Origin of the sequence: Streptomyces sp. NPDC057445 (assembly GCF_042802855.1) — a bacterium.
Lineage (GTDB): Bacteria > Actinomycetota > Actinomycetes > Streptomycetales > Streptomycetaceae > Streptomyces.
Genome location: NZ_JBHVDH010000003.1, coordinates 474602 through 499335, shown reverse-complemented (window position 1 = coordinate 499335; position 24734 = coordinate 474602). Strand labels below are relative to the sequence as shown.

At 71.3% G+C, this 24734-nt stretch carries 25 protein-coding genes and 1 pseudogene; 18 read left to right on the top strand and 8 right to left on the bottom strand.

Annotated features, from left to right (window positions below):
* Positions 1 to 9 precede the first annotated feature (9 nt).
* Entirely contained in the window at positions 10 to 1002 is a 993-nt protein-coding gene (gene coaA / locus ACFU5O_RS10175; protein WP_384238600.1) for a type I pantothenate kinase, read from the bottom strand.
* A 187-nt stretch (positions 1003 to 1189) separates the two neighbouring features.
* Here coaA and glmS point away from each other — a divergent pair, with 187 nt between their 5' ends.
* From glmS to ACFU5O_RS10140, 7 genes are all read left to right on the top strand, one after another.
* The gene (gene glmS / locus ACFU5O_RS10170; protein WP_384238598.1) at positions 1190 to 3037 is read left to right on the top strand and encodes a glutamine--fructose-6-phosphate transaminase (isomerizing); all 1848 of its coding nucleotides are present in this window, start codon (positions 1190 to 1192) and stop codon (positions 3035 to 3037) included.
* Positions 3034 to 3402, top strand: coding sequence for a holo-ACP synthase (locus ACFU5O_RS10165; RefSeq protein ID WP_384238596.1), 369 nt, complete (start codon positions 3034 to 3036; stop codon positions 3400 to 3402). Before glmS ends, ACFU5O_RS10165 begins: the two co-directional genes overlap by 4 nt.
* Positions 3403 to 3759: 357 nt before the next feature.
* Positions 3760 to 5193 carry an NAD(P)H-hydrate dehydratase gene (locus ACFU5O_RS10160; protein WP_384238594.1) on the top strand — a complete coding sequence of 478 codons (1434 nt, stop codon included), beginning with the start codon at positions 3760 to 3762 and terminating at the stop codon, positions 5191 to 5193.
* Positions 5194 to 5312: 119 nt separating this feature from the next.
* Positions 5313 to 6464, top strand: coding sequence for an alanine racemase (alr, locus tag ACFU5O_RS10155; RefSeq protein ID WP_384238593.1), 1152 nt, complete (start codon positions 5313 to 5315; stop codon positions 6462 to 6464).
* A gap of 61 nt (positions 6465 to 6525) precedes the next feature.
* A complete protein-coding gene (locus ACFU5O_RS10150; protein ID WP_384238591.1) occupies positions 6526 to 7755 on the top strand; it encodes an alpha/beta fold hydrolase in 1230 nt (409 codons plus the stop codon).
* Positions 7727 to 8239: a tRNA (adenosine(37)-N6)-threonylcarbamoyltransferase complex ATPase subunit type 1 TsaE gene (gene tsaE, locus ACFU5O_RS10145; RefSeq protein ID WP_384238589.1), complete on the top strand. Its 513-nt coding sequence runs from the start codon at positions 7727 to 7729 to the stop codon at positions 8237 to 8239. The genes ACFU5O_RS10150 and tsaE overlap by 29 nt, the downstream gene beginning before the upstream one ends.
* A 231-nt stretch (positions 8240 to 8470) precedes the next feature.
* Positions 8471 to 8668: a hypothetical protein gene (locus ACFU5O_RS10140; RefSeq protein ID WP_384238587.1), complete on the top strand. Its 198-nt coding sequence runs from the start codon at positions 8471 to 8473 to the stop codon at positions 8666 to 8668.
* 108 nt (positions 8669 to 8776) lie between these two features.
* Here the strand turns inward: ACFU5O_RS10140 and ACFU5O_RS10135 are convergent, their stop codons facing one another.
* Positions 8777 to 9340, bottom strand: coding sequence for a L,D-transpeptidase (locus tag ACFU5O_RS10135; protein ID WP_384238585.1), 564 nt, complete (start codon positions 9338 to 9340; stop codon positions 8777 to 8779).
* Positions 9341 to 9442: 102 nt separating this feature from the next.
* On the opposite strand from ACFU5O_RS10135, the gene tsaB reads away from it, so the two are divergent.
* From tsaB to ACFU5O_RS10105, 6 genes and pseudogenes are all read left to right on the top strand, one after another.
* Positions 9443 to 10096 (top strand): tRNA (adenosine(37)-N6)-threonylcarbamoyltransferase complex dimerization subunit type 1 TsaB, encoded by a 654-nt coding sequence (gene tsaB / locus ACFU5O_RS10130; protein WP_384238583.1) that lies wholly within the window; start codon positions 9443 to 9445, stop codon positions 10094 to 10096.
* Positions 10097 to 10172: 76 nt separating this feature from the next.
* A complete protein-coding gene (gene rimI / locus ACFU5O_RS10125) occupies positions 10173 to 10652 on the top strand; it encodes a ribosomal protein S18-alanine N-acetyltransferase (protein WP_384238960.1) in 480 nt (159 codons plus the stop codon).
* Positions 10645 to 11748: a tRNA (adenosine(37)-N6)-threonylcarbamoyltransferase complex transferase subunit TsaD gene (gene tsaD, locus ACFU5O_RS10120; protein ID WP_384238581.1), complete on the top strand. Its 1104-nt coding sequence runs from the start codon at positions 10645 to 10647 to the stop codon at positions 11746 to 11748. The genes rimI and tsaD overlap by 8 nt, the downstream gene beginning before the upstream one ends.
* Complete coding sequence (locus ACFU5O_RS10115; protein WP_384238579.1) at positions 11745 to 12014, top strand: hypothetical protein; 270 nt, start codon at positions 11745 to 11747, stop codon at positions 12012 to 12014. Before tsaD ends, ACFU5O_RS10115 begins: the two co-directional genes overlap by 4 nt.
* A gap of 278 nt (positions 12015 to 12292) precedes the next feature.
* A complete protein-coding gene (locus tag ACFU5O_RS10110) occupies positions 12293 to 13111 on the top strand; it encodes a polysaccharide deacetylase family protein (RefSeq protein ID WP_384238577.1) in 819 nt (272 codons plus the stop codon).
* Positions 13112 to 13185: 74 nt separating this feature from the next.
* Positions 13186 to 13560, top strand: a pseudogene (locus ACFU5O_RS10105) (RNA polymerase subunit sigma-24); the annotation flags it as partial.
* A 397-nt stretch (positions 13561 to 13957) separates the two neighbouring features.
* Here ACFU5O_RS10105 and ACFU5O_RS10100 read toward each other — a convergent pair.
* On the bottom strand, positions 13958 to 15283 hold the full coding sequence (locus ACFU5O_RS10100; RefSeq protein ID WP_384238574.1) for an SAM-dependent methyltransferase: 1326 nt from the start codon (positions 15281 to 15283) through the stop codon (positions 13958 to 13960).
* A gap of 9 nt (positions 15284 to 15292) precedes the next feature.
* On the opposite strand from ACFU5O_RS10100, the gene ACFU5O_RS10095 reads away from it, so the two are divergent.
* The 3 genes from ACFU5O_RS10095 (at position 15293) to groL (ending at position 18626) form a co-directional block, all read left to right on the top strand.
* Entirely contained in the window at positions 15293 to 16198 is a 906-nt protein-coding gene (locus tag ACFU5O_RS10095; RefSeq protein WP_384238572.1) for a polysaccharide deacetylase family protein, read from the top strand.
* Between the two features lie 358 nt (positions 16199 to 16556).
* On the top strand, positions 16557 to 16865 hold the full coding sequence (gene groES, locus ACFU5O_RS10090) for a co-chaperone GroES (protein ID WP_015035628.1): 309 nt from the start codon (positions 16557 to 16559) through the stop codon (positions 16863 to 16865).
* Between the two features lie 138 nt (positions 16866 to 17003).
* On the top strand, positions 17004 to 18626 hold the full coding sequence (gene groL, locus ACFU5O_RS10085; protein WP_384238569.1) for a chaperonin GroEL: 1623 nt from the start codon (positions 17004 to 17006) through the stop codon (positions 18624 to 18626).
* A 149-nt stretch (positions 18627 to 18775) separates the two neighbouring features.
* Here groL and ACFU5O_RS10080 read toward each other — a convergent pair whose 3' ends face one another.
* The 4 genes from ACFU5O_RS10080 to ACFU5O_RS10065 form a co-directional block, all read right to left on the bottom strand.
* Positions 18776 to 19468 carry an ester cyclase gene (locus tag ACFU5O_RS10080; protein ID WP_384238567.1) on the bottom strand — a complete coding sequence of 231 codons (693 nt, stop codon included), beginning with the start codon at positions 19466 to 19468 and terminating at the stop codon, positions 18776 to 18778.
* A 63-nt stretch (positions 19469 to 19531) separates the two neighbouring features.
* The gene (locus tag ACFU5O_RS10075) at positions 19532 to 20581 is read right to left on the bottom strand and encodes a hydroxyacid dehydrogenase (protein ID WP_384238565.1); all 1050 of its coding nucleotides are present in this window, start codon (positions 20579 to 20581) and stop codon (positions 19532 to 19534) included.
* Positions 20582 to 20798: 217 nt separating this feature from the next.
* Positions 20799 to 21572, bottom strand: coding sequence for an SDR family NAD(P)-dependent oxidoreductase (locus tag ACFU5O_RS10070; protein WP_384238563.1), 774 nt, complete (start codon positions 21570 to 21572; stop codon positions 20799 to 20801).
* Positions 21573 to 21634: 62 nt separating this feature from the next.
* The gene (locus tag ACFU5O_RS10065) at positions 21635 to 22306 is read right to left on the bottom strand and encodes an MOSC domain-containing protein (protein ID WP_384238561.1); all 672 of its coding nucleotides are present in this window, start codon (positions 22304 to 22306) and stop codon (positions 21635 to 21637) included.
* Positions 22307 to 22386: 80 nt separating this feature from the next.
* Here ACFU5O_RS10065 and ACFU5O_RS10060 point away from each other — a divergent pair, with 80 nt between their 5' ends.
* Entirely contained in the window at positions 22387 to 23277 is an 891-nt protein-coding gene (locus tag ACFU5O_RS10060) for a LysR family transcriptional regulator (protein WP_384238559.1), read from the top strand.
* Positions 23278 to 23404: 127 nt separating this feature from the next.
* On the opposite strand, the gene ACFU5O_RS10055 is transcribed toward ACFU5O_RS10060, so the two are convergent.
* Positions 23405 to 23731, bottom strand: coding sequence for a WhiB family transcriptional regulator (locus ACFU5O_RS10055; RefSeq protein ID WP_384238557.1), 327 nt, complete (start codon positions 23729 to 23731; stop codon positions 23405 to 23407).
* A 380-nt stretch (positions 23732 to 24111) separates the two neighbouring features.
* On the opposite strand from ACFU5O_RS10055, the gene ACFU5O_RS10050 reads away from it, so the two are divergent.
* Positions 24112 to 24723: a response regulator transcription factor gene (locus ACFU5O_RS10050; protein ID WP_003948568.1), complete on the top strand. Its 612-nt coding sequence runs from the start codon at positions 24112 to 24114 to the stop codon at positions 24721 to 24723.
* Positions 24724 to 24734: the final 11 nt, after the last annotated feature.

Sequence of the window (24734 nt, the reverse complement as noted above, 5' to 3'; positions counted from 1 at the left end):
CGGCCCTCCTCAGAGTTTGCGCAGTGACAGGCGCTGGACCTTGTGGTCGGGGCCCTTGCGCACGACGAGGGTTGCACGACCGCGGGTCGGTGCCACGTTCTCCAGCAGATTGACCCTGTTGATGGTGCGCCACATGGTGCGGGCGTAATCCAGTGCCTCCTCCTCGGAGACCTGGGTGTACCTGCGGAAGTACGAGGACTGCTTCTGGAACGCCGTCTCACGGAGCTTGCGGAACCGGTTGAGGTACCAGCGCTCGATGTCCTCGGGCCGGGCGTCGACGTACACGGAGAAGTCGAAGTAGTCGGCGAGTCCGACGCGGGTGCGGCCGTCCTTGCCCGGCAGGGCCGGCTGGAGGACGTTGAGCCCTTCGACGATCAGGATGTCGGGGCGGCGGACCGTGAGGCGTTCACCCGGCACGATGTCGTAGATGAGGTGGGAGTAGACCGGGGCGGTGACCTCGTCCTTGCCCGCCTTGATGTCGGCGACGAACCGGGTCAGGGCCCTGCGGTCGTACGACTCGGGGAAGCCTTTCCGCGACGTCAGGCCACGCGCCTGGAGTTCCTTCATCGGGTACAGGAAGCCGTCGGTCGTGACGAGCTCGACACGAGGGTGCTCCGGCCAGCGGGCGAGCAGGGCCTGGAGCAGACGGGCGACCGTCGACTTGCCGACGGCGACGGAGCCCGCGACGCCTATGACGAAGGGTGTGCCGCGCTGGGTGCCGTGGCCGTTGCCGGCCTCGCCGAGGAAGGTGTTGAGCGCGCCACGGAGGTTGGCGGTGGCGCCGACGTACAGGTTGAGCAGCCGGGAGAGCGGCAGGTAGATGTCCCGTACCTCGTCGAGGTCGATGACGTCACCGAGCCCGCGCAGCTGCTCGACCTCGGCGGCGGAGAGGGGAAGGGGCGTCCTCTCGCGGAGGGCGCTCCACTCCTCCCGGGTGAGGTCCACGTACGGGGACGTCTCCGCCCGGTCGGGCTTGCGGCTTCGTGGCGGCGAAGTGATCACATGCTCATTGTCGGTGCAGGGCGGGCGGAGCGCGGCGTGGCGTCGCTCACGCCAGGGGTGCCCACCGGGACAACGTGGGGCAGGAAAGTCAGTGGCGTATGTCACAGTGGCCGGAAGGTGTTCGTCGGCCGGTGAAGGTCCCAGCAGGGTCCGGGCCGGGGCGCGGCGCACGCCGTAGGCTGCCGACATGTGCGGAATCGTGGGTTACGTGGGAGCGCAGTCCGCGCTCGATGTCGTCATCGCCGGACTCAAGCGGCTCGAATACCGGGGCTACGACTCGGCGGGTGTGGCCGTCCTCGCCGACGGCGGGCTGGCCGCGGCCAAGAAGGCGGGCAAGCTCCTCAACCTGGAGAAGGAGCTGGTCGACCGGCCGCTCCCGAGCGGGTCGACGGGCATCGGCCACACCCGGTGGGCCACCCACGGCGGCCCCACGGACGCGAATGCCCACCCGCACATCGACAACGCGGGCCGGGTCGCCGTCGTCCACAACGGCATCATCGAGAACTTCGCGGCGCTGAGGGCGGAACTGACGGAGCGTGGGCACGACCTCGCGTCCGAGACCGACACGGAGGTCGTCGCGCATCTGCTCGCAGAGGAGTTCTCGTCGTGCGGTGAACTGGCGGAGGCCATGCGGCTGGTGTGCGGGCGGCTGGAGGGCGCGTTCACGCTGGTCGCGGTGCACGCGGACGAGCCGGACGTGGTGGTGGGTGCCCGCCGCAACTCGCCGCTGGTGGTCGGCGTCGGGGACGGGGAGGCGTTCCTGGCGTCCGACGTGGCCGCGTTCATCGCGTACACGCGGTCGGCGATCGAGCTGGGGCAGGACCAGGTCGTCGAACTGCGGCGCGACGGAGTGACGGTCACGGACTTCGACGGCGCGCCGGCCGAGGTGCGGTCGTACCACGTGGACTGGGACGCCTCCGCCGCAGAGAAGGGCGGCTACGACTACTTCATGCTCAAGGAGATCGCCGAGCAGCCGAAGGCGGTCGCCGACACCCTGCTGGGACGGATCGACGCGGACGGGTCGCTGACGCTGGACGAGGTGCGGATCCCCGGGGCGGTGCTCCGGGAGGCGCACAAGGTCGTGATCGTGGCGTGCGGTACGGCCTTCCACGCAGGGCTCATCGCCAAGTACGCCATCGAGCACTGGACGCGCATTCCCTGCGAGGTGGAGCTGGCGAGCGAGTTCCGTTACCGGGACCCGATCCTGGACCAGCGGACGCTCGTCATCGCGATCTCGCAGTCCGGCGAGACCATGGACACGCTGATGGCGCTGCGGCACGCGCGGGAGCAGGGGGCGAAGGTTCTCGCCATCTGCAACACCAACGGGTCGACGATTCCCCGTGAGTCGGACGCGGTGCTGTACACGCACGCCGGGCCGGAGGTGGCCGTCGCCTCGACCAAGGCGTTTCTGACGCAACTGGTCGCGTGCTACCTGGTGGCGCTGTACCTAAGACAGGTGCGGGGCACGAAGTGGGGCGACGAGATCCGTGCCGTCATCCGCGATCTGTCGCAGATCTCCCGCGAGGTCGAACAGGTCCTGGAGACCATGGAGCCGGTGCGGGAGCTGGCCCGGTCCCTGGCCGGCAAGAACACCGTGCTGTTCCTGGGCCGCCATGTCGGGTATCCGGTCGCGCTGGAGGGTGCCCTCAAGCTCAAGGAGCTCGCGTACATGCACGCGGAGGGCTTCGCCGCGGGTGAGCTCAAGCACGGGCCGATCGCGCTGATCGAGGAGGACCTTCCGGTGGTGGTGGTCGTGCCGTCGCCGCGGAGCAGGTCCGTGCTGCACGACAAGATCGTGTCGAACATCCAGGAGATCCGGGCGCGGGGAGCGCGGACGATCGTGATCGCGGAGGAGGGGGACGAGGCGGTGGTCCCGTACGCGGACCACCTGATCCGCATCCCGCCGACGCCGGCGCTGCTCCAGCCGCTGGTCGCGACCGTTCCGCTGCAGGTCTTCGCCTGCGAGCTGGCGACGGCACGCGGCAACGAGGTGGACCAGCCCCGGAACCTGGCGAAGTCGGTCACCGTCGAATGATCATCGGGGTGGGGATCGACGTCGCGGCGATCGACCGCTTCAGGGACGCGTTGGAGCGGACGCCGGCGATGGCGGACCGGCTCTTCCTCGACAGCGAGCTCTTCCTGCACAGCGGCGAGCGACGCGGCGTCGCCTCCCTCGCGGCGCGGTTCGCCGCGAAAGAGGCGGTCGCGAAGGCGCTGGGCGCGCCGGGCGGCCTGCTGTGGACGGACTGCGAGGTGTACGTCGAGGACTCCGGGCAACCGCGTCTGCGGGTCAGCGGCACGGTCGCCGCGGCCGCGGCGGCGCGGGGGGTGCGGTCGTGGCACGTCTCGCTGAGCCATGACGCGGGTGTGGCGTCGGCGGTGGTGATCGCGGAGGGGTGAGGGCGTGCGGTCGTGCGAGTGCGGGTGCGGGTGGTGTAGCCAGGTACCGCCTGGTGGGCCGGGGTGTCCGCCCCCTAACGCCGGACGGTGGCCGGGTCCGGTACCGCTCCGGGGCTCGACCCGCTGGCTTGGTTCCACGCCCCGCCACCCACCGGCGGGCATCTCAGCCCCGTCCGGCGTTCGAGGACGGACACGGGAGCTGCGCCCGCGGTACCGGCGCGTATGTCGGCCCCGTCCGGCGATTTGAGGACGGACGCACCGTCCTGACCAGCGGTACCGGGCACACCGTCACGAAAGGCGCCCCCGCCGGGAACCGCGGCGTGGCCCGAGGCGGCCAGGCACGGCAGACTTCTGAGCATGCGTCATGCCTACAGCGTGGAGACCGTACGGGCCGCAGAGGCCGAACTGATGGCCCGGCTGCCGGAAGGCGCGCTCATGCAGCGCGCGGCCGCCGGGCTCGCCGCGGCGGCGGCAGGGCTGCTCGGGCGGGTGTACGGGGCCAGGGTCGTTCTGCTCGTCGGAAGCGGGGACAACGGGGGCGACACGCTCTACGCGGGGGCCCGGCTCGTGCGGCGCGGCGCCCGGGTGGACGCGGTGCTGCTCGCGCCCGGACGTGCGCACAGGGCCGGGCTGGCGGCGCTGGAGAAGGCCGGCGGGCGGGTCGCCGACGACCCGTACGAGGCGCTCGCCGTGGCGGACCTGGTGCTCGACGGCATCACCGGCATCGGCGGCCACGGCGGGCTGCGGCCCGACGCCGTGCCGGTCGCCCGTGCCGCGCGGGGGTCCGGTGCGGCCGTCGTCGCCGTCGACCTGCCGAGCGGCATCGAGGCGGACACCGGTCAGGTCGTGGGGGAGGCGCTGCGCGCCGATGCGACGGTCACGTTCGGCACGTACAAGCCGGGCCTGCTGATCGACCCCGGCAGGGGGTACGCGGGTGCCGTACGACTCGTGGACATCGGCCTGGAGCCCCATCTGCCGTCCGTGCCGGACGTGGAGGCCCTGCAACATGCCGACGTGGCTCAGCTGTTGCCCGTGCCCGCCGCGGAGAGCGACAAGTACCGGCGCGGCGTCGTGGGCATCGTCGCGGGCTCCGCGCGCTATCCCGGCGCCGCGGTGCTGGCGGTCGCGGGCGCGCTGCGCGGCGGGGCGGGGGCCGTGCGGTACGTGGGTCCGGGCGCGGACGCGGTCATCGCCCGCTTCCCGGAGACCCTGGTCCACGGCTGGCCCCCCTCGAAGGCGGGCCGGGTCCAGGCCTGGGTCGTCGGTCCGGGGCTCGGCGACGGCCCCGGCGTGGACGAGGTGCTCGAGTCCGATGTGCCGGTGCTGGTCGACGCGGACGGGCTGCGCGGCCTCGACCCTGCCGCTGTGCGGGCCAGGACCGCGCCGACCCTGCTCACCCCTCACGCGGGTGAGGCGGCCGCGCTGCTGGGTGTGGCGCGCGAGGAGGTCGAAGGGGCGCGGCTCGCCTCCGTACGGGCGCTGGTCGCGAAGTACGGGGCGACGGTGCTGCTGAAGGGCTCGACCACCCTCGTCGCCGGTCCCGACCCGCGCTGCGCGGTCCGGGTGAACCCGACCGGCACGCCCTGGCTGGCAACCGCCGGCAGCGGCGACGTGCTGTCCGGGCTCACGGGCTCGCTCCTGGCCGCGGGGCTCGAGCCGTTCGACGCCGCTTCCGTGGCCGCGTATCTCCATGGCCTCGCGGGCCGCCTCGTCTCCCGCGACGCCCCGGTCTCGGCCCACGACGTGGCCACGGCGATCCCCAGGGCGTGGCGCGACACGACAACCCCCTGACACTCGTGGCCTTTGCCACGGGCAATCACGCCCGCGCCGACGCGTCACGCGGGTGACCAGCACCACTCGTGCTCGTTGCCGTACGAACTATGCCGGGGGCCTCTGAGAGACTGGCCGCGATGACTCAGAACGCTGCCCTTCGAGCCCGCGCGGAGATCGACCTCGCCGCGCTGCGCGCCAACGTCCGCGCACTGCGCGCGCGGGCGCCCCGCGCCGCCGTCATGGCCGTGGTGAAGGCCGACGCGTACGGGCACGGATTGGTGCCCTGCGCGAAGGCCGCGCTCGCCGCGGGCGCGACCTGGCTCGGCACCGCCACGCCCGACGAGGCGCTCGCGCTGCGGGCCGCCGGGATCCGGGGCCGGGTGATGTGCTGGCTGTGGACGCCCGGCGGGCCCTGGCGCGAGGGCGTCGAGGCGGACCTGGACATGGGCGTGAGCGACCTGTGGGCGCTGCGCGAAGTGACGCGCGCGGCCCGGGAGGCGGGCCGCCCGGCCCGTATCCAGCTCAAGGCCGACACCGGCCTCGGGCGGGGCGGCTGCCAGCCCGCCGACTGGGCCGAGCTGGTCGCCGCCGCCCGCGGGGCGGAGGAGGCGGGGACCGTCAAGGTCACCGGTCTGTGGTCGCACTTCGCCTGCGCCGACGAACCGGGTCACCCGTCCATCGCCGCCCAACTGGCCGTCTTCAAGGACCTGGTGGCGTACGCCGAGAAGGAGGGCATCGAGCCCGAGGTCAGGCACATCGCCAACTCCCCGGCCACCCTGACCCTTCCGGAGACGCACTTCGACCTGGTGCGCACGGGCATCGCGATGTACGGAATCTCGCCCAGCCCCGAGCTGGGCACACCCGCGGACTTCGGTCTGCGGCCCGTGATGACGCTCAAGGCGTCCGTCGCGCTCGTCAAACACGTACCTGCGGGGCACGGGGTCAGCTACGGACATCACTACGTCACGGAGGACGAGACCACGCTGGGCCTGATCCCGGTCGGTTACGCGGACGGCATTCCCCGCCATGCGTCGGGCCGAGGCCCGGTGCTGGTCGGCGGCGCGTGGCGGCGGGTGGCCGGACGGATCGCCATGGACCAGTTCGTGGTCGACCTCGGTCCGGAGGGGGGCGGCACGGTCCGGGAGGGGGACGAGGCGGTGCTGTTCGGACCGGGGGACGGGGGCGAACCGACCGCCGAGGACTGGGCCGAGGCGGCGGGCACGATCGCGTACGAGATCGTGACCCGGATCGGGACGCGCGTCCCACGCGTCCATATCGACGAGCGGTAACGAGACCGGGCGCGGACGAGACCAGCAGACGGCGCCGACGAGACCAGTAGGAGCGGGCACGGTGAGCGAGAACAGCGCGGGGGACGTGGCGGCGGCGGTGACCGACGCCGCCACGGGCAACTGGCGCCGGGCGGGCTTCGCCGGCGCCGCCATAGGGGTGATCGCCGCCGGTGCGGCGGCGGGCGTCGCGATAGAGCGGATGACCGTGGGCCGCGGTATGCGGCGCAAGGCCCGGCTCGCCCTGGACGCGTCGGGGCCCTACGGTTCGCTGCGCGGCACCCCGGGCCGCGCCACGTCGGACGACGGCACGGCGCTCTACTACGAGATCGACGAGGTCGACCCGGAGGCGGGCGGCGCAGCGCCGCGCAGGCGCCGGCTGTTCGGCCGCCGGACGCCCGCGCCGGTCACCGTCGTGTTCAGCCACGGCTACTGCCTCAGCCAGGACTCCTGGCACTTCCAGCGAGCCGCCCTGCGCGGCCTGATCCGTACGGTTCACTGGGACCAGCGCAGCCACGGCCGCTCCGGCCGCGGGGCCTCCCAGTCGGGTCCGGACGGTGTGCCGGTCTCCATCGACCAGCTCGGCCGCGATCTGAAGGCGGTCATCGACGCCGCCGCGCCCGAAGGCCCGCTGGTGCTGGTCGGGCACTCCATGGGCGGTATGACGCTGATGGCCCTGGCGGACACGTACCCCGAGCTGATCCGGGAACGGGTCGTCGGCGTCGCCTTCGTCGGTACGTCGGCGGGCAACCTCGGCGAGGTGAACTACGGCCTGCCGGTAGCGGGTGTGAACGTGGTCCGGCGTGTGCTGCCGGGCGTCCTGAAGGCCCTGGGCTCACAGGCGGAGCTGGTCGAGCGGGGCCGCAGGGCCACGGCCGATCTGTTCGCGGGCCTGATCAAGCGGTACTCGTTCAGCTCGAAGGACGTGGACCCCGCGGTGGCCCGTTTCGCGGAGCGGATGATCGAGGGCACTCCGATCGATGTGGTGGCCGAGTTCTACCCGGCGTTCACCGAGCACGACAAGGCGGCGGCGCTGGAGATCTTCCAGGAGGTCCCGGTGCTGGTGCTGGCCGGTGACAAGGACCTGGTCACGCCCAGCACGCACAGCGAGGCGATCGCGGATCTGCTCCCCGACTCGGAACTGGTGATCGTGCCGGACGCCGGGCATCTGGTGATGCTGGAGCATCCGGAGGTGGTCACCGACCGGCTGGCGGACCTGCTGGCCCGGGTCGGCGCGGTCCCGGCAGCGGCTAACGTTGGCACGTATGGAAGCACCGCACAGCCCGGCGGCTGAGGCCGCCGCCCGTCTCACCCTCACTTCCCCGGACCGGATGCAGGAGCTGGGCCGCCGGCTCGCGAAGCTGCTGCGGCCCGGCGATCTGGTCATGCTCAGCGGTGAGCTCGGCGCGGGCAAGACGACGCTGACGCGCGGCCTCGGCGAGGGCCTCGGAGTGCGGGGCGCCGTCACGTCGCCGACGTTCGTCATCGCCCGCGTGCACCCTTCGCTGGTCGGCGGGCCCGCCCTGGTCCATGTGGACGCGTACCGGCTGGGCGGCGGGCTGGACGAGATGGAGGACCTCGACCTCGATGTCTCGCTGCCCGATTCCGTGGTCGTCGTGGAGTGGGGTGACGGCAAGGTCGAGGACCTGTCCGACGACCGGCTGCACGTGGTGATCCACCGGGTCGTCGGCAACACCGACGACGAGCGGCGCCAGGTCACGCTGACCGGCGTGGGCGCCCGTTGGGCCGATGTGGGTCTGGCCGCCCTCACCGCATGACCGGCCTCACTTGGCCGGACCCACCGCCGCTGCCCGGACCCCCGCCTCACGGACGGCGCGCAGGCGACTCACGCTCGCGCGCCGTACGCCCGCTTGACCGGCTGTTTGTGTACATTCCGACAAGACGTCGGCAAAATGTTGCGTCCCTTGCTCCGAGCGTGGTCCCATGGATGCCGACACCAGGTTAGGTCTACCTAACCCGACTGCCCCCCGGAGCACCAGGAGGCATCCATGCCGGCGTCCGAGCACGAGGCGACGCAGCCACGGCCGCGTTCGCGACCGCAGTCACCCTCCGCCCTCTCGATGCGGGACCTGCTGGCGTCGTGCGCTGCGGCGAGCGCGGTCTCGACTCCGCCGAGCGAGCGCGACGAGGCGGCGCCGGAGCCCTCCGTCGCCGTGAAGCGGGAAGAACGGCGCGACGCCGCGTAGTCCGTACGAGTGAACTGCGGCGGGCGGGGCGCGGCTGAGGGTGCCACCCACGCGGCGCGGCCGGGGTGTGCCGACGCGTCGTCGGAGGGCGGCACGCGCACGTCCTCGCTAAGGGAGGACGACGACCTTGGTGCCGATCGTCGCGAACGTCCACAACGCGTCGCCGTCGGTGCGGGTCATCCGCACGCCGCCCGTTTTCCTGCCCCGAGCCGGGGCGGTCACCGACCCGTCGACCGCGGCACTGAATCCGATGTTCACGTCGTCCACCGTCGCGAACCGTACGACGTGCTCGATCGGCACCCCGTCCGAGCCGCGGATGCTGCCGCTCCGCGAGGTCACCGCGTACGAGCCGGCCGGGGGACTCACCGTGCTCGGCATGACCTCGAACGTCCGCGAGGCGCGGCCGGCCCCGTCCACCAGCCAGACGCGCCGCTCGCTCAGGGAGTAGACGACACGCATGCCCCTGCCGGAGCGTGCGGGCACGGCGAGCGGGTCCTTGCGCGTCTCTGCGTCGGTGTCGCCGGAGGGGCGGGGGGCCGGGGTTTCCGCGGCCGCTGCCGGCCCCTTGAGGTGCTCCGGTACGTTCGCCGAGGCCTGGTAGGCGAGGAAGGCGACCACGACGAGTGCTGTTGTGGTGAGCCCGGCCACGATTCCCGAGCTGCTCCTTGCCACCCTTGCTCCCCTTTCGGACGCCCGTACCCGGGGTGACGGTAGCAGCAGGGACCGGACGGTACGGGACGCCGTGCCCCACCGCGGTGGCCGTAGGCTGTTTGCGTGCTCTTGCTCGCCGTTGATACCGCCACCCCTGCCGTCACCGTCGCCCTCCACGACGGCGATTCCGTCGTCGCCGAGGCCACCTCGACCGACGCGCGTCGGCACGGGGAGCTGCTGCTGCCCGCCGTCGACCGTGTCCTCGGGGACGCGGGGCTGAAACTCGGCGCCGTCACGGACCTCGTGGTCGGCGTCGGCCCCGGCCCGTACACCGGACTCCGCGTGGGCCTGGTGACGGCCGCGACCTTCGGTTCTGTGCTGGGCGTACCGGTCCACGGCCTGTGCACCCTCGACGGACTCGCGTACGCGTCCGGGCTCGAAGAGCCGTTCGTGGTGGCGACGGACGCGCGCCGCAAGGAGGTCTACTGGGCCCGGTACGACGGCATGCGGACGCGTGTCGGCGAACCGGCCGTCGACCGGCCCGCCGAGGTCCCCGCCGAGATCGCGGCACTGCCGACCGTCGGGGCGGGAGCGCTGCTCTACCCCGAGGTGTTCCCCGACGCCCGCGGCCCGGAGCACCAGTCGGCCGCCGCGCTCGCGTCGCTCGCAGCCGAGAAGCTGGCCGCCGGTGAGGAGCTGCTGCCGCCGCAGCCGCTCTACATGCGCCGCCCCGACGCCCAGGTTCCCAAGAACTACAAGGTGGTCACGCCGTCGTGAGCGACGGGCACGCGGCCGCCGGGCCGCACGGGAGGAAGACACGGTGACCGCGGTGACGGAAGCCGTTCTGCGTGAGATGCGCTGGTGGGACATCGAGCCGGTGCTGAAGCTTGAGCACGAGCTCTTCCCGGAGGACGCATGGTCCCCCGGGATGTTCTGGTCCGAGCTCGCTCACGCGCGCGGCCCGAAGGCCACCCGCCGCTATCTCGTCGCCGAGGACCCGGTGGACGGCCGGATCGTCGGTTACGCGGGCCTCGCGGCGGCGGGCGGGCTCGGCGACGTCCAGACCATCGCCGTCGTACGCGAACACTGGGGGACGGGTCTCGGCGCCCGGCTCCTGACCGATCTGCTCCAGCACGCCACCGCATTCGAGTGCGACGAGGTGCTCCTGGAGGTGCGTGTCGACAACACCCGTGCCCAGAAGCTGTACGAACGCTTCGGCTTCGAACCCATCGGGTTCCGCCGTGGCTACTACCAGCCGGGCAATGTCGACGCCCTCGTCATGCGCCTGCACGTACACGAAGCAGAAGTACAAGGAACCGAGAACCATGGCTGACGAACCCCTCGTGCTCGGCATCGAGACGTCCTGCGACGAGACGGGCGTCGGCATCGTCCGGGGCACCACCCTGCTCGCCGATGCCATCGCCTCCAGCGTCGACGAGCACGCGCGCTTCGGCGGTGTCGTGCCGGAGGTCGCCTCCCGCGCGCACCTGGAGGCGATGGTCCCGACCATCGAGCGCGCCCTCAAGGACGCCGGAGTGTCGGCGAAGGACCTGGACGGGATCGCCGTGACGGCGGGCCCCGGACTCGCGGGTGCGCTGCTGGTGGGCGTATCGGCCGCGAAGGCGTACGCGTACGCCCTGGGCAAGCCGCTGTACGGGGTGAATCACCTGGCCTCGCACATCTGCGTGGACCAGCTGGAGCACGGCCCGCTCCCCGAGCCGACGATGGCGCTGCTGGTCTCCGGCGGCCACTCGTCGCTGCTGCTCGCGCCCGACATCACGAGCGACGTACGTCCGATGGGCGCGACGATCGACGATGCCGCGGGCGAGGCCTTCGACAAGATCGCGCGGGTGCTGAACCTCGGTTTCCCCGGCGGCCCGGTCATCGACCGGCTGGCGAAGGAGGGCGACCCGTCGGCGATCGCGTTCCCACGCGGGCTGAGCGGTCCGCGCGACCCCGCCTACGACTTCTCCTTCTCGGGGCTGAAGACGGCCGTGGCCCGCTGGATCGAGGCGAAGCGGAACGCGGGCGAGGATGTGCCCGTACGGGACGTGGCGGCGTCCTTCCAGGAGGCCGTGGTGGACGTGCTCACCAGGAAGGCCGTCCGGGCCTGCAAGGACGAAGGCGTCGACCATCTGATGATCGGCGGCGGCGTCGCGGCGAACTCCCGGCTGCGGGCGCTCGCGCAGGAGCGGTGCGAAGCGGCCGGTATCCGGCTGCGGGTGCCCCGGCCGAAGCTGTGCACGGACAACGGGGCGATGGTCGCCGCGCTCGGCGCCGAGATGGTGGCACGCAACCGGCCTGCGTCGGACTGGGACCTGTCCGCCGACTCCTCGCTGCCGGTGACGGATCCGCATGTCCCGGGACAGCACCATGCCCACGACCACGACCATGTGCACGAGATCAGCAAGGACAACCTCTACTCATGACGGTCGTCACGCTGATGTGGGAGGCGCGGGCGGCCGACGGCCGGGGCGCCGAGCTGCTGGAGTGGGCGAGGACACGGATCCTGGACGCGGTCCCGCTGCGGCGCGAGACGTTCCGCGCGCCCGGCGAGCGGGTGCTGGTGCTGACCTGGTGGGAGGCGACGGACACAGCCGCCGGGCTGCCCGAACTCCCTGAGCCGGACGCGGAACTGATCACGCGTCCGGTGCACCGCTGGCGCTTCGAGTCCCTCGGGGCGGAAGGCCGGTGACGGCCGCGGTGGGCTGACGGCCGCGCCGGGGCTGACGCGGCGAGCTGCGGAGGGACTGCGCGGTGACGTCGCGGCACCTCCGTCCTCGTCCCCCCACCCCCTCCTCCACCCCTCCTCCCCCTCGCGAGTGACGGTCCCGCTGCCCGTTTCGAACAGGAAATGGAACCGCGGACGCCTGTTCGGCATCAAGCAGAGCGGACCGGCTGAGGCGTCCGACGACACGGGGGGCACGGGTGGGCAGGCGAATACGGGGTGGGGCGCTGGCCTGCGCCCTTCTCATGGCGGGACTGATATCGGGCTGCACCGCGCAGGACCCGGCGCCCTCCCGCCCCGGCGAGCCCTCCGTCTCCGTACCACCGGCCTCCCTGCCGCGCCCGCAGCTCCCCCGGGCCGGTTCGGACGCGAAGGCCGCCACCGAGGCCGCGTACCGCAAATGGGGCATCGAGCCGCTCGCCGCGCCGCCCGCCCCGCCGAAGACCAAGCCGGTGACGCTGCGTCCGGGCGGCGACGTGCCCGTGATCAGCGAGATACCCGTCAAGGACAAGGTCGTCTTCATCACCGTCGACGACGGGGCCGAGAAGGACCCGGAGTTCGTGACGATGATGCGGGAGCTGAAGATCCCCGTCACGATGTTCCTGACCGATTCCGCCATCAGCACGGACTACGGCTACTTCCAGCAGCTCCAGCGGCTGGGCAACGGCGTCCAGAACCACACACTGACGCACCCGAACCTCCGCACGCTGGGCGCGGCGGCCCAGAAGCGGGAGATCTGCGGCCAGCAGAACATGCTGAAGCAGCGGTACGGCACCGCGCCTCGGCTGCTGCGTCCGCCGTACGGCAACTGGAACGAGGACACCCGGGCCGCCGCGGGGTCCTGCGGTCTCGAGGCGATCGTGCTCTGGCGCGAGTCCATGCAGATCAAGAACATGCAGTACCAGCGCGCGGACAGGAAGCTGCATCCCGGCGACATCATCCTGGCCCACTTCCGCGGCCCGTCCGACCTCAAGGGCACGACGATGACGGAGATGACGGCGAACATGCTGCGCCACATCCAGGAGCAGGGCTTCACCGTCGCCCGCCTCGAGGACTACCTGTGAGAAACCTCGGCGGTCGTGTCGATCGGCGGCGATCCCGTTCGTAGAGGGTGAGAGGCGGGGAGCAGCCCGGCCATGGCCGGGCGAACGCGGTGGGCGCCGCCCACGGCCCGTACGCCCTCCAGGCCGCGATCGCCGCGTGCCACGCACAGTCGGTGACCTACGAGGACACCGACTGGCCGACCGTCGCCGCCCTCTACGCCCGCCTCGCCGCCGTCTCCCCCTCACCCGTCGTCGAGCTGAACCGTGCGGTCGCCGTCTCCATGGCCGAGAGCCCGGAGGCCGCCCTGGCGATCGTGGACGTTCTCGCCGCCGAACCCGCGCTGAAGGGCTACCACTTGCTTCCGAGCGTGCGGGGGGACCTGCTGTCCCGTCTCGGCCGTACTGCCGAGGCACGGGCGGAGTTCGAGCGGGCCGCGTCCCTGACCCGCAATGCCCGCGAGCGGGATCTGCCTTCGAGAGGGCATCGCGCTCCGCGTGAGGGGCGCGTCACCCCCGCCCGCCGTCACAGGGGGCATCGGCCGGTGATGCGGGCGCATGCGCCCGCACCCGAGGTCGGCGAGCGGGGCCAGGTCCTCGGGGGAAGCCCCGGGCGCGTACGACGTCAGCGCGGCGCTGAAGCCCCCGGACCGGGCGCAGTGTGCCGGCGGCCCCCATGGCCTGGCCGATGCGCGGGACGAGCTCCCGGTCGCGGTGAGGGTGCTCCGCGTCGACGAGTCCCCGGACGCTCGCCTCGTACGAGTCGTACTCGTCGTCAAGGGCCCATCCGTCCATGCCGGGCCGCAAGGGGAGGCGTGCCCACGCCGGCAGGCGCGTCGGCGTGCCCACGCCGGCAGGCGCGTCGGCCGCTCAGTCCGCCGTGCCGGCCGGCCCGCCGATCAGCATCGTCGGCGCCCCCGCGACCCGGGTCAGGAACACCGTCGCCGCGTTCGGGCCGCTCGGCTTCACCTTGCGGCGCAGTTCCTCCGGTTCGACGGCCGAGCCGCGCTTCTTGACCGTCAGGATGCCGACCTCGCGCTCGCGCAGCAGCGCCTTCAGCTTCTTGAGGTTGAAGGGGAGTTCGTCGGTGATCTCGTACGCCGTGGCGTACGGCGTCGGGCGCAGCTCGTCCGCCGTGATGTAGGCGATCGTCGCGTCGATCAGACCGCCGTCCAGGTCCGCGGCGACCTCGGCGACCAGATGCGCGCGGATGACGGCGCCGTCGGGCTCGTACAGGAAGCGGCCGACCTTGCGGACCTGGGGGTCCGGAAGGCCACGGCCCGTCAGCGTGGCCCCGGAGGGAAGGAGGGTGGCACGCCGGGCGCCGGGGACGACGGGGCTCGGGGAGGTCGGACCCTGGTCGTCGCGCCAGAGCACCGCCTCCTTCACATCGCCGCCGTCCGAGATCCACTCGGCCTCGAAGTCCTCGGGGATCAGCTCGTGCGGGATTCCGGGTGCGATCTTGATGGCACCCGTGCCGACCTCGCGGACCTTCTCGATCGCCCATGACAGCGGCGGTGAGTACGCCTCCGGGTCGAAGATGCGGCCCCGGCCTGCGCGCCTCGCCGGGTCGATGAAGAGGGACTCGCTGCCGGACAGGTCGTACTCCATGACGTCCGCGCAGGTGACGGTCATCAGGGGGGTGCCCTCCACCACCGTGTGCACATTGACGAGGGCGGTCTCGGCGGTCAGCGGGTCCCGGTCGACCGCCTGTACGAAGAAGCCCTCGCGGGCCAGCGCGATCGCGTCGCCGCCGATGCCGCAGCACAGGTCGGTGACCTCGACCGGGCCGATGTCCCGGAAGCGCCCTGCGCGGTACGCGGCGACCGAGGCGCGGGTCGCCTGCTCGATCCCGTTCGGAGTGAAGTACATCCGGTAGGCGTCCTCCTCGCCGAACTTGGCCACCGCCCGCTGTCGCAGCCGCGCCTGGCCGAGCGCCGCCGAGACCAGCTCGGCCGGGTGCTCGCGGCGCAGCCGGGTCGCGACGGCGAGCTCCTTGGCCGGGTCGTAGTCGCGCAGCGCGGCGAGCAGCGCCTGTCCCTCGTCGCCGAGCAGCGGGCCGAGGTGGGGGAAGGAGACGTCGTTCACCCGGCCATTGTCGGCCAGGCGGGGGACCGTGCGCCCCGGGCCGCGGTGTCGGGGCCCCGAGCGGGAGCGGCGCTGACAGGATGCGGCGCCATGCAGACTGTACGACAAACGGGAAAAATGCGAAGAAGAAGGCGGAGTTGGCCTCTGGCGCTGGCCGCCCTGCTCGTCGCTGCGACCGGCTCGGGCTGTGCGCCCGCGTCGCCCGGCCCCGAGGGCTCGCGGCCTCCCAGGCCCGCACACGGGCAGCAGAGGGCAGTCGGCCCCGCCGGTGCGCTCGACGCCTATGTGGAACGCACCAAGAGGGCGCATGCCGCCCGGGTCGCGGCCGCCGAGCGCTGGGGGCTCAGGAGGACTCCGCTGACCGCGCCCGCGCCGCCCGCCAGGAAGACGAGGGTGGCCACCCGCAAGGGCTTCGAGGTTCATGACGGCGACGGGCTGCCACCCGTCTTCACCACCGTGCCGACGAAGGAGAAAGTCGTCTTTCTGACGATCGACGACGGGGCCGAGAAGGACCCGGAGCTGCTGAAGATGATGAGTGAGCTGCGTATTCCGTACAGCGCCTTCCTCAGCGACTACCTCGTGCGCGACGACTACGACTACTTCGAGGAGATGCAGGACCGGGGCGTCTCCCTGCAGAACCACACCCTCAACCACCCCTACATGCCCGCACTTTCGTATGCGAAGCAGAAGAAGGAGATCTGTGGGCAGCAGGACAGGATCGAGGAGCGGTTCGGGAAGCGCCCTCCGCTCTTCAGGCCTCCCTACGGCAACTACAACAGGGACACGCTCCGGGCCGCGAAGGCATGCGGGATCAAGGCCGTGCCGCTCTGGGCCGCAGAGGCGTTCCCCGACCACATGGAGTGGCGGGAGTGGGACCGGGATCTGCACCCCGGAGACATCATTCTCACGCACTTCCGGGGCAAGGGGCAGTGGAAGGGCAGCATGACCGACATGGTCCGGCACGTCATGAAGGTCGTCACCAGGAAGGGGTACGCGGTGGCGCGGCTGGAGGACTACGTGTGAGAGGACTACGTGTGAGAGGCGCGCGCCGGTTCGTGTCCGTCGCTGCGCCGATCGAGCCGGTGCACCCCTTGGCCGGTGCCGGCGATCGTTTTTTTTGCGGGGTCGTTCGACCGTACGGCTGCGCGGAACACGGCCCCGCGTTCGACCGTTGTCCTGATCGAGATCTGACCGCCACGCCGAGCGGATTGGCACTCCGCTTGACCGAGTGCTAATCGCGGTCATAGTCTCGGCTCTGGCACTCCCCACAGGAGAGTGCCAACACAGCGACGGGCAGGTCCGGCACCCGCGACGACGGATCCACCTGGTCGCCACCTCAGACAGTAAACCCCGTGAGATCTCCGAAGGGGGAGGTCGGATCGTGACGACCACCAGCTCCAAGGTTGCCATCAAGCCGCTCGAGGACCGCATTGTGGTCCAGCCGCTCGACGCAGAGCAGACCACGGCCTCAGGCCTGGTCATTCCGGACACTGCCAAGGAGAAGCCCCAGGAGGGCGTCGTCCTGGCCGTGGGCCCGGGCCGCTTCGAGAACGGCGAGCGCCTGCCGCTCGACGTCAAGACCGGCGATGTCGTGCTCTACAGCAAGTACGGCGGCACCGAGGTGAAGTACAACGGCGAGGAGTACCTCGTCCTCTCGGCCCGCGACGTGCTCGCGATCGTCGAGAAGTAGGTCGGGGGCGACCGGGGTTCACGCCCCGGAAGACCCCGCACCAGGCAGATCTGATTGAGCCGCGCCCCTGGCCCCCGCGTCGTAAGAAGCCGGGTGGCCCGGGGCGCGGTTTCGTTTTGAGAGGACTTGAGAAGCTCCATGGCGAAGATCCTGAAGTTCGACGAGGACGCCCGTCGCGCCCTTGAGCGCGGCGTCAACAAGCTCGCCGACACGGTCAAGGTGACGATCGGCCCCCGCGGCCGCAACGTCGTGATCGACAAGAAGTTCGGCGCTCCCACCATCACCAACGACGGTGTCACGATCGCCCGCGAGGTCGAGATCGAGGACCCGTACGAGAACCTCGGCGCCCAGCTGGTGAAGGAGGTGGCGACCAAGACCAACGACATCGCTGGTGACGGCACCACCACCGCCACCGTGCTCGCCCAGGCCCTGGTCCGCGAGGGCCTGAAGAACGTCGCCGCCGGCGCCTCCCCGGCCTCCCTGAAGAAGGGCATCGACGCCGCGGTCAAGGCCGTCTCCGACGAGCTGATCGCCACCGCGCGCCCGATCGAGGAGAAGTCCGACATCGCCGCGGTCGCCGCGCTGTCCGCCCAGGACCAGCAGGTCGGCGAGCTCATCGCCGAGGCGATGGACAAGGTCGGCAAGGACGGTGTCATCACCGTCGAGGAGTCCAACACCTTCGGTCTGGAGCTCGACTTCACCGAGGGCATGGCCTTCGACAAGGGCTACCTGTCCCCGTACATGGTGACGGACCCGGAGCGTATGGAGGCCGTCCTCGAGGACCCGTACATCCTGATCCACCAGGGCAAGATCTCCTCCATCCAGGACCTGCTGCCGCTGCTGGAGAAGATCATCCAGGCCGGTGGCTCCCGGCCGCTGCTGATCATCGCCGAGGATGTCGAGGGCGAGGCGCTCTCCACCCTCGTCGTCAACAAGATCCGCGGCACCTTCAACGCGGTCGCGGTCAAGGCCCCCGGCTTCGGTGACCGCCGCAAGGCGATGCTGCAGGACATGGCCGTCCTCGCCGGTGCCACCGTCATCGCAGAGGAGGTCGGCCTCAAGCTCGACCAGGCCGGTCTGGACGTGCTGGGCTCCGCCCGCCGTGTCACCGTCACCAAGGACGAGACCACGATCGTCGACGGCGGCGGCAACAGCGGGGACGTGGCCGGCCGCGTCGCGCAGATCAAGGCCGAGATCGAGAGCACGGACTCCGACTGGGACCGCGAGAAGCTCCAGGAGCGCCTCGCGAAGCTGGCCGGCGGCGTGTGCGTGATCAAGGTCGGCGCCGCCACCGAGGTGGAGCTGAAGGAGAAGAAGCACCGTCTGGAGGACGCCATCTCCGCGACCCGCGCCGCGGTCGAGGAGGGCATCGTCTCCGGTGGTGGCTCCGCGCTGGTCCACGCCGCCAAGGTGCTGGAGGGCAACCTCGGCAAGACCGGCGACGAGGCCACCGGTGTCGCGGTCGTCCGCCGCGCCGCCGTCGAGCCGCTGCGCTGGATCGCCGAGAACGCCGGCCTCGAGGGCTACGTCATCACCTCGAAGGTGGCGGAGCTCGAGAAGGGCCAGGGCTTCAACGCCGCGACCGGCGAGTACGGCGACCTGGTGAAGGCCGGCGTCATCGACCCGGTCAAGGTCACGCGCTCCGCGCTGGAGAACGCCGCGTCGATCGCCTCCCTGCTGCTCACCACAGAGACCCTCGTGGTGGAGAAGAAGGAAGAGGAGTCGGCGGAGGCGGGCCACGGCCACGGTCACTCCCACTGACCCACCCGCGCGCGCCCACCGGGCGAGGCGTGGTCGGAAGGCCCCCCGTTCCCTGTCCGGGAACGGGGGGCCTTCCCCGTGCCGGGTGTGCGCCGTGCCGGCCGCGTGCTGTGTCAGGGGGGTGCTCTGCCAGGCGTGTGCGGGGCCTCTTACATGTCGAGCACGCCGAGCTGCCCCATCAGGCCGAGGCGGTCGTACTGCCACCAGCTCTCGCAGATCATGCCGTCGCGGAACCGCTGCGTGGTCGTGCCGGTCATGATGCACTGCTTGCCGGTCGGCTCGACGCCCATGAACTCGCCCTTGTGCAGGCCGTTCCAGGTCCAGCGGGTGGCGACCCGGTCGCCCTCGGCGATCTGGTCGTCGATGGTGAAGCCGAAGTCGAACCCGGTGCGCCACCCCGCGACCTCGTTCATGAACGCTTCGACGCCGATGAGGTCCTCCGGGTTGGCCGGGTCGTGGTCGCGGTAGTCGTCCGTGAGCAGTTCGCGCAGGAGCTCCGGGTTGCCGCCGATGCAGTCCAGGAAGAACCCGCGGCCGGAGTCCTTGTTCAGCTGCTCGTCGCGGACGACGTCCAGGTCGGTGAACGTCGGCATGTCGTCGCAGAGGGCCACCATCTCCTGGAAGATCCGCTCGGTCTCTGGCAGGTTCGAATTCCTCATCGCCTCTTCGTACGACGGGAATTCGACGATCTCCACCACGTGGGTCGAGTCCGAGCGGTCCATGCCGACCATGCTGTGGGTCGCGGTGCGCCTGCCCCTGGTCTGCTCGACCCACATGTCCATGAGCCGGTTGAGCTCGTCCACGCGATCCGTCCTGCAGTCGATCATTTGTACGAATGTCATGGCGTCTCCCCGGAGGTCGCTGGGATAGGGCCATTTTAGTGAGTGATGCGCTGTTCGGGTGGATTACGCGGAGAGGTGCCGGCTTTCCGGCAGTACGGGATCGGCGAACGGCAGCCCGCGCGCGAAGCGCTCCAGTTCGTCCAGCGCCCGGTCGGCCATCCGGTGCAGCTCGCCGCCGAGGGAGCCCGCGATGTGCGGGGTGAGCAGCACGTTGGGCAGCTCGTACAACGGCGAGTCCGGCGGCGGGACTTCGGGCTCGGTCACATCCAGCACGGCGTCGAGCCGACCGGACACCAATTCCGGGAGGAGCGCGTCCGTGTCCACGAGTGAACCGCGCGCGGTGTTGATCAGTGTCGCCCCGTCGGGCATCAGCGCGAGCTGACGGGCGCCGATCATCCGGCGAGTGGCCGGGACCTCGGGTGCGTGAACGCTGACGATGTCGCTGCGTGCGCAGAGGGTGTCCAGTGGAACCGCCTCGGCACCGAAGAGTGCCGCCTCCGGAGCATCCACGTACGGGTCGTGGAGCAGCACCCGCAGGTCGAAGGGCCGCAGCAGCTCGATCACACGGCGGCCGATGCGGGAGGCGCCGATCACCCCGACCGTACGACGGTGGTTGCCCGCGCCTTCGAGTTCGCCGTGCCAGTCGTGCGGGGCCCGGATCTCGCTGTAGCGGCGACGCGCGTGCAGGACGCGCTTGTTGGCGAACAGGATCGCGGCGAGCGTGTACTCGGCGACGGGCAGGGCGTTGGCCGCGGCGGCGGAGGCGACGGTCAGCCCGCGGTCCCAGCAGGCCTGCGTGATGTGGTGCTTGACCGAGCCCGCGGCGTGGACCACTGCGCGCAGCCGTGGGGCTCCGCCGAGGACGTGCGCGTCGAGCGGAGTCGCTCCCCAGCAGGTCAGCAGCACGTCTGCCTCGGCGAGGGCTGCCGCCACGGCGGGCGGCGGCGCGGTCAGATCGTGCGCGACGAGACACGGATCGGTGCGGGCGAGCGAGGCGAGGCGGACGCGGTGGGCGTCCCCGAGCAGGCGTTCGGCGATGCCCGGGCCCATCGCGAGCAGCAGGGACGGCCGGTCGTCGCCGCGGACGGCGGTGCTTTCTGTGGGGCGGCGCATGACGGAAGTCGGGCTCCTCGTACGGCACATGGGGCACCAGGATTCAACCGGCGCCGGCCGTGCCGTAACCCCTGGAACAGCACTACGGCCGTAACCCGTGGGACGGGGCTACGGCGGTCCGGGCGGGACCAGGCCCGGCCCCTGCCGGCCAAGTCCGGCCGGTGCGGGGCCGACTCGGGCCCGTGCCGGCCACCTGTCCGTGCGGGACCGATGCGGACTACTTCGGTCCGTACTTGCGGCCCGCCCTGGAACTGACCCCGCCCAGCAAACTCCGTGGTGCCAGCTTCACCACACCCATCAGCGCCTTGTACCGGGGATCCGGGATGGAGAGCGACTTCCCGCGCGACAGGTCCGCCAGCGCCGCCGACACGAGTTTGTCGGAGTCGAGCCACATCCAGCCCGGGATGTTGTCCGTCCCCATCCCGGCCCGCTGATGGAACTCGGTCCGTACGAAGCCGGGGCACAGCGCCATCAGCCGCACTCCCGTCCCCGCCATGTCGCGGGCCGCGCCCTGCGTGAACTGCACCACCCACGCCTTGGACGCGCCGTACGTCCCGCGCGGCACGAACGCCGCCACGGAGGCGACGTTCACCACCCCGCCCCTGCCCCGCTCCCGCATCGACTCCGCCGCCGCGGACGTCAGCCGCAGCACCGCCTCGCAGTGCACCTTCAGCATCCGCAGCTCATCGGCCATGGACACTTCCAGATAGCGCCCCTTGTTGCCGAACCCGGCGTTGTTCACCAGCAGATCCACCGGGCGCCTGCGGTCGGCGAGCCGTGCCTCGACCGAAGCGATCCCCGTGTCCTCGGCCAGATCAGCGGTCAGCACCTCCGCCTCGATGCCGTGGCGGTCATGGAGCTCCGTGGCCTGTTCCTGCAGCCGCTCCTTGTCGCGGGCCACCAGGACCAGATCATGGCCGTCCGCCGCGAGCCGCCGGGCGAAGGCGGCGCCGATGCCCGCGGTGGCGCCCGTAATCAGTGCTGTCGTCATGGTCGGCACGTTAGTGCCCCGCGCGTATGCACGGTGTACGGGGCTTGCCGTACCGCCGGGCCCTAGGGTGCGCTGTACTTGGCGACGTACGCCCGCGCCGTCGCGAGCAGTTCGGACTCCATCCACTCGGCCGCCACCAGGGTGCGAGGCAGCAGATCCCGCTCCAGCGTCACGGCCCGGAAGAGCAGTGCGACGGTGATGTCGTGGTCCGGCCGGTGCACGATCCCGACCGGGTCGCCCGCCTGGAGCGTGCCGGGTTCGACCACGCGCAGCAGCGCTCCTGGTGCCGCCGACCGGGTGAATCGTCTGACCCAGCCCTTCTCTCCGACGTGTCCCTGGAACGTCCTGCACGGGATGCGGCCGCCGGTGACCTCGAGCACCACACCGGAGCCGACGTGCCAGCGCTCGCCGATCAGGGCCCCGTTCACATCGAGGCCGGTGGTGGTGAGGTTCTCGCCGAACGCGCCCGCGGACAGCGGCCTTCCCAGCTCCCGCTCCCAGCTGTCGAGATCCTCGCGTGCGAACACGCTCACGGCCCGGTCATCGCCTCCGTGGAAGCGCGAATCACCGATCGTGTCCCCCTCCACACCGCTGCCCCCGGCTCCCCGGCGGCCGGGAGCGAAGACCCGAACGGGACCGTCGACGGGGCGCTTGTCCACGCCGGAGAGGCCGCTGACGGCATCGGTGTACTCGACAGGCTTGAGCCGGCCCACGTTCACAGACAGGAGCTCCATAAGGAGGACGCTAGCCCAGCATCCTCAAAGCATCCATCGAATAGTGTGCCCGGACTCCAAGCGGGCCTTATGCTCAGAAGGTGATCGAGGCCCGTCATCTCCGCGTCCTGCGCGCCGTCGCCGCCACCGGCTCCTTCTCCGCGGCGGCACGTGAGCTGGGCTGCACCCAGCCTGCGGTCAGCCAGCAGATGAAGGCTCTCGAAACCTCCGCCGGCACGCCGCTGTTGATCCGGACCGGCCGCGAGATGCGCCTCACCCAGGCGGGCGAGGCGCTCGTACGCCATGCCGCCGGCATCCTCGCCGGGCTGACCGCCGCGGAGGAGGAGGTCGCCGCGATCGCCGGGCTGCGCGCGGGCCGGGTCCGCCTGGTGTCGTTCTCCAGCGGCAGCTCCACGCTGGTGCCCACCGCGCTCGCCGCCCTGCGGACGGCGCACCCCGGCACCCGTGTCTCGCTCGTCGAGGCCGAGCCGCCGCGGTCGGTGGAGATGCTGCGCGAGGGCGACTGCGATGTGGCGCTGGCCTTCCGCTACGGCCCGGCGGGCGAGGAGTGGGAGGACCTGACCGTCCGCCCGCTGCTGAGCGACCGGCTGGTCGGTCTGGTGCCCGACGGGCACCGGCTCGCGGGTTCGGAAGCGGTATCCATCGCCGATCTGGCGGACGAGCCGTGGATCGCGGGCTGCCCTCGCTGCCGCCGGCAGCTCGTGGCGGTCTGCGAGGAGTCGGGGTTCACCCCCAGGATCGACTTCGCCACGGACGACTACCCGGCGGTGGTCGGACTCGTCGGCGCGGGTCTCGGCGTCGCGGTTCTGCCGGAGCTGGCGCTCGAGTCCGTGCAGCAGAAAGACGCCCGCACGGTGACGGTGGAGCCCCCCGTCCACCGCGAGATCGTCGCTCTGACCCTCCCGGATCTTGCGCAGGTGCCTGCGGTCGCGGCCACCCTGGACCGGTTGGCGCTCGCCGCGGCGCGCTGAAGCACCCTCAGGACAAGGGACCGCCCCGAACCAGGCCTGTTCGACGGCGTGCCATTGGGCCTACGCCGTGGCCGAAGGGGCTCAGGCGGGCGCAGGAACGTTTCTTCGGAAAGTTGTGGCGGTGGGGTCAGCCGTGGCCGGTGACACCGCTGGTGCTCGTTGCCGGGATCAGCCTGTTCCGGGCCCGCCCCATGAGCTCCTCACGCTCGTCCTCCGTCAGTCCGCCCCATACCCCGTAGGGCTCCCGCACTGCCAGCGCGTGTGCCGCGCACTCCGCGCGTACCGGGCACCTCATGCAGACCTCTTTCGCTGAGTTCTCGCGCGCACTCCTTGCCGCGCCGCGCTCCCCTTCGGGGTGAAAGAAGAGCGAGCTGTCTACCCCACGGCACGCCGCGAGCAGCTGCCAGTCCCACAGATCGGCGTTAGGTCCGGGAAGGCGGGAGAAATCTGCCATAGCGCATGTCCCCTTTAGCCGTGCTGAGTGGATGCCTGAAGCTCCGACCGTACATCTACCGTCTTAGTAGATGTAAATATGACTCATTGCGAATCTAGCCACAGACACCAGCAAAAGGGAAGAAAAGCCGCTAAATGGGGCATTAGCGTCCGTGTGACGCGTCGTTGGGACGTGTTGCTCTCTTCCGTGTACGGGCCCTCACGTAGAGTGCCGAAGGTGCCCGTCGCACCCGTAACTCTTTCGAGTGACCGTCGTTGAGAGTGCGAGGCGGTTGAGAGAACAAGCGCTCGGGCAGGAGTCCTGGGCGTCAACCGCACAGGTGACGATACGTAACCAGCCTGGAGGCTCAAGGTGACGCGCATCAGCTGCGGAGGGCGGCCATGACATCCGTCCTCGTCTGCGACGACTCCCCGCTCGCCCGAGAGGCGCTCCGTCGCGCGGTCGCAACCGTGCCCGGCGTAGAGCGCGTGACGACCGCGGCCAACGGCGAGGAAGTCCTCCGCCGCTGGGGCGCGGACCGCTCGGACCTGATTCTGATGGACGTACGGATGCCCGGACTGGGCGGCGTCGAGACGGTCCGCCGGCTCCTCTCCGCCGACCCCGGTGCCCGGATCATCATGCTCACCGTCGCCGAGGACCTGGACGGCGTCGCGCTCGCCGTCGCAGCCGGCGCGCGTGGCTATCTGCACAAGGACGCCTCGCGTGCCGAGCTGCGGGCCACGGTCACGCAGGCGCTGGCCGACCCGACGTGGCGGCTCGCTCCGCGGCGGCTGCGTTCGGCCGAGATGGGTGCGGCGCCCACGCTCACCGCGCGCGAGATCCAGGTGCTCGAGGGCATGAGCCACGGAAGGTCGAACGCCGAGATCGGACGTGAGTTGTTCCTCTCGGAGGACACGGTGAAGACGCACGCCAGGCGGCTGTTCAAGAAGCTGGGCGCCTCGGACCGGGCGCACGCGGTCGCGCTCGGATTCCGCTGGGGCCTGGTCCGCTGAACCGTGCCTGG

Bases quoted from the DNA above. Each gene is read 5' to 3' on its own strand.
- glmS (WP_384238598.1), top strand. From the start codon at position 1,190: ATGTGCGGAATCGTGGGTTACGTGGGAGCGCAGTCCGCGCTCGATGTC.
- ACFU5O_RS10165 (WP_384238596.1), top strand. From the start codon at position 3,034: ATGATCATCGGGGTGGGGATCGACGTCGCGGCGATCGACCGCTTCAGG.
- ACFU5O_RS10160 (WP_384238594.1), top strand. From the start codon at position 3,760: ATGCGTCATGCCTACAGCGTGGAGACCGTACGGGCCGCAGAGGCCGAA.
- alr (WP_384238593.1), top strand. From the start codon at position 5,313: ATGACTCAGAACGCTGCCCTTCGAGCCCGCGCGGAGATCGACCTCGCC.
- tsaE (WP_384238589.1), top strand. From the start codon at position 7,727: ATGGAAGCACCGCACAGCCCGGCGGCTGAGGCCGCCGCCCGTCTCACC.
- ACFU5O_RS10140 (WP_384238587.1), top strand. From the start codon at position 8,471: ATGCCGGCGTCCGAGCACGAGGCGACGCAGCCACGGCCGCGTTCGCGA.
- rimI (WP_384238960.1), top strand. From the start codon at position 10,173: ATGCGCTGGTGGGACATCGAGCCGGTGCTGAAGCTTGAGCACGAGCTC.
- tsaD (WP_384238581.1), top strand. From the start codon at position 10,645: ATGGCTGACGAACCCCTCGTGCTCGGCATCGAGACGTCCTGCGACGAG.
- ACFU5O_RS10115 (WP_384238579.1), top strand. From the start codon at position 11,745: ATGACGGTCGTCACGCTGATGTGGGAGGCGCGGGCGGCCGACGGCCGG.
- ACFU5O_RS10110 (WP_384238577.1), top strand. From the start codon at position 12,293: ATGGCGGGACTGATATCGGGCTGCACCGCGCAGGACCCGGCGCCCTCC.
- ACFU5O_RS10095 (WP_384238572.1), top strand. From the start codon at position 15,293: ATGCGAAGAAGAAGGCGGAGTTGGCCTCTGGCGCTGGCCGCCCTGCTC.
- groL (WP_384238569.1), top strand. From the start codon at position 17,004: ATGGCGAAGATCCTGAAGTTCGACGAGGACGCCCGTCGCGCCCTTGAG.
- ACFU5O_RS10080 (WP_384238567.1), bottom strand. From the start codon at position 19,468: ATGACATTCGTACAAATGATCGACTGCAGGACGGATCGCGTGGACGAG.
- ACFU5O_RS10075 (WP_384238565.1), bottom strand. From the start codon at position 20,581: ATGCGCCGCCCCACAGAAAGCACCGCCGTCCGCGGCGACGACCGGCCG.
- ACFU5O_RS10070 (WP_384238563.1), bottom strand. From the start codon at position 21,572: ATGACGACAGCACTGATTACGGGCGCCACCGCGGGCATCGGCGCCGCC.
- ACFU5O_RS10065 (WP_384238561.1), bottom strand. From the start codon at position 22,306: ATGGAGCTCCTGTCTGTGAACGTGGGCCGGCTCAAGCCTGTCGAGTAC.
- ACFU5O_RS10055 (WP_384238557.1), bottom strand. From the start codon at position 23,731: ATGGCAGATTTCTCCCGCCTTCCCGGACCTAACGCCGATCTGTGGGAC.
- ACFU5O_RS10050 (WP_003948568.1), top strand. From the start codon at position 24,112: ATGACATCCGTCCTCGTCTGCGACGACTCCCCGCTCGCCCGAGAGGCG.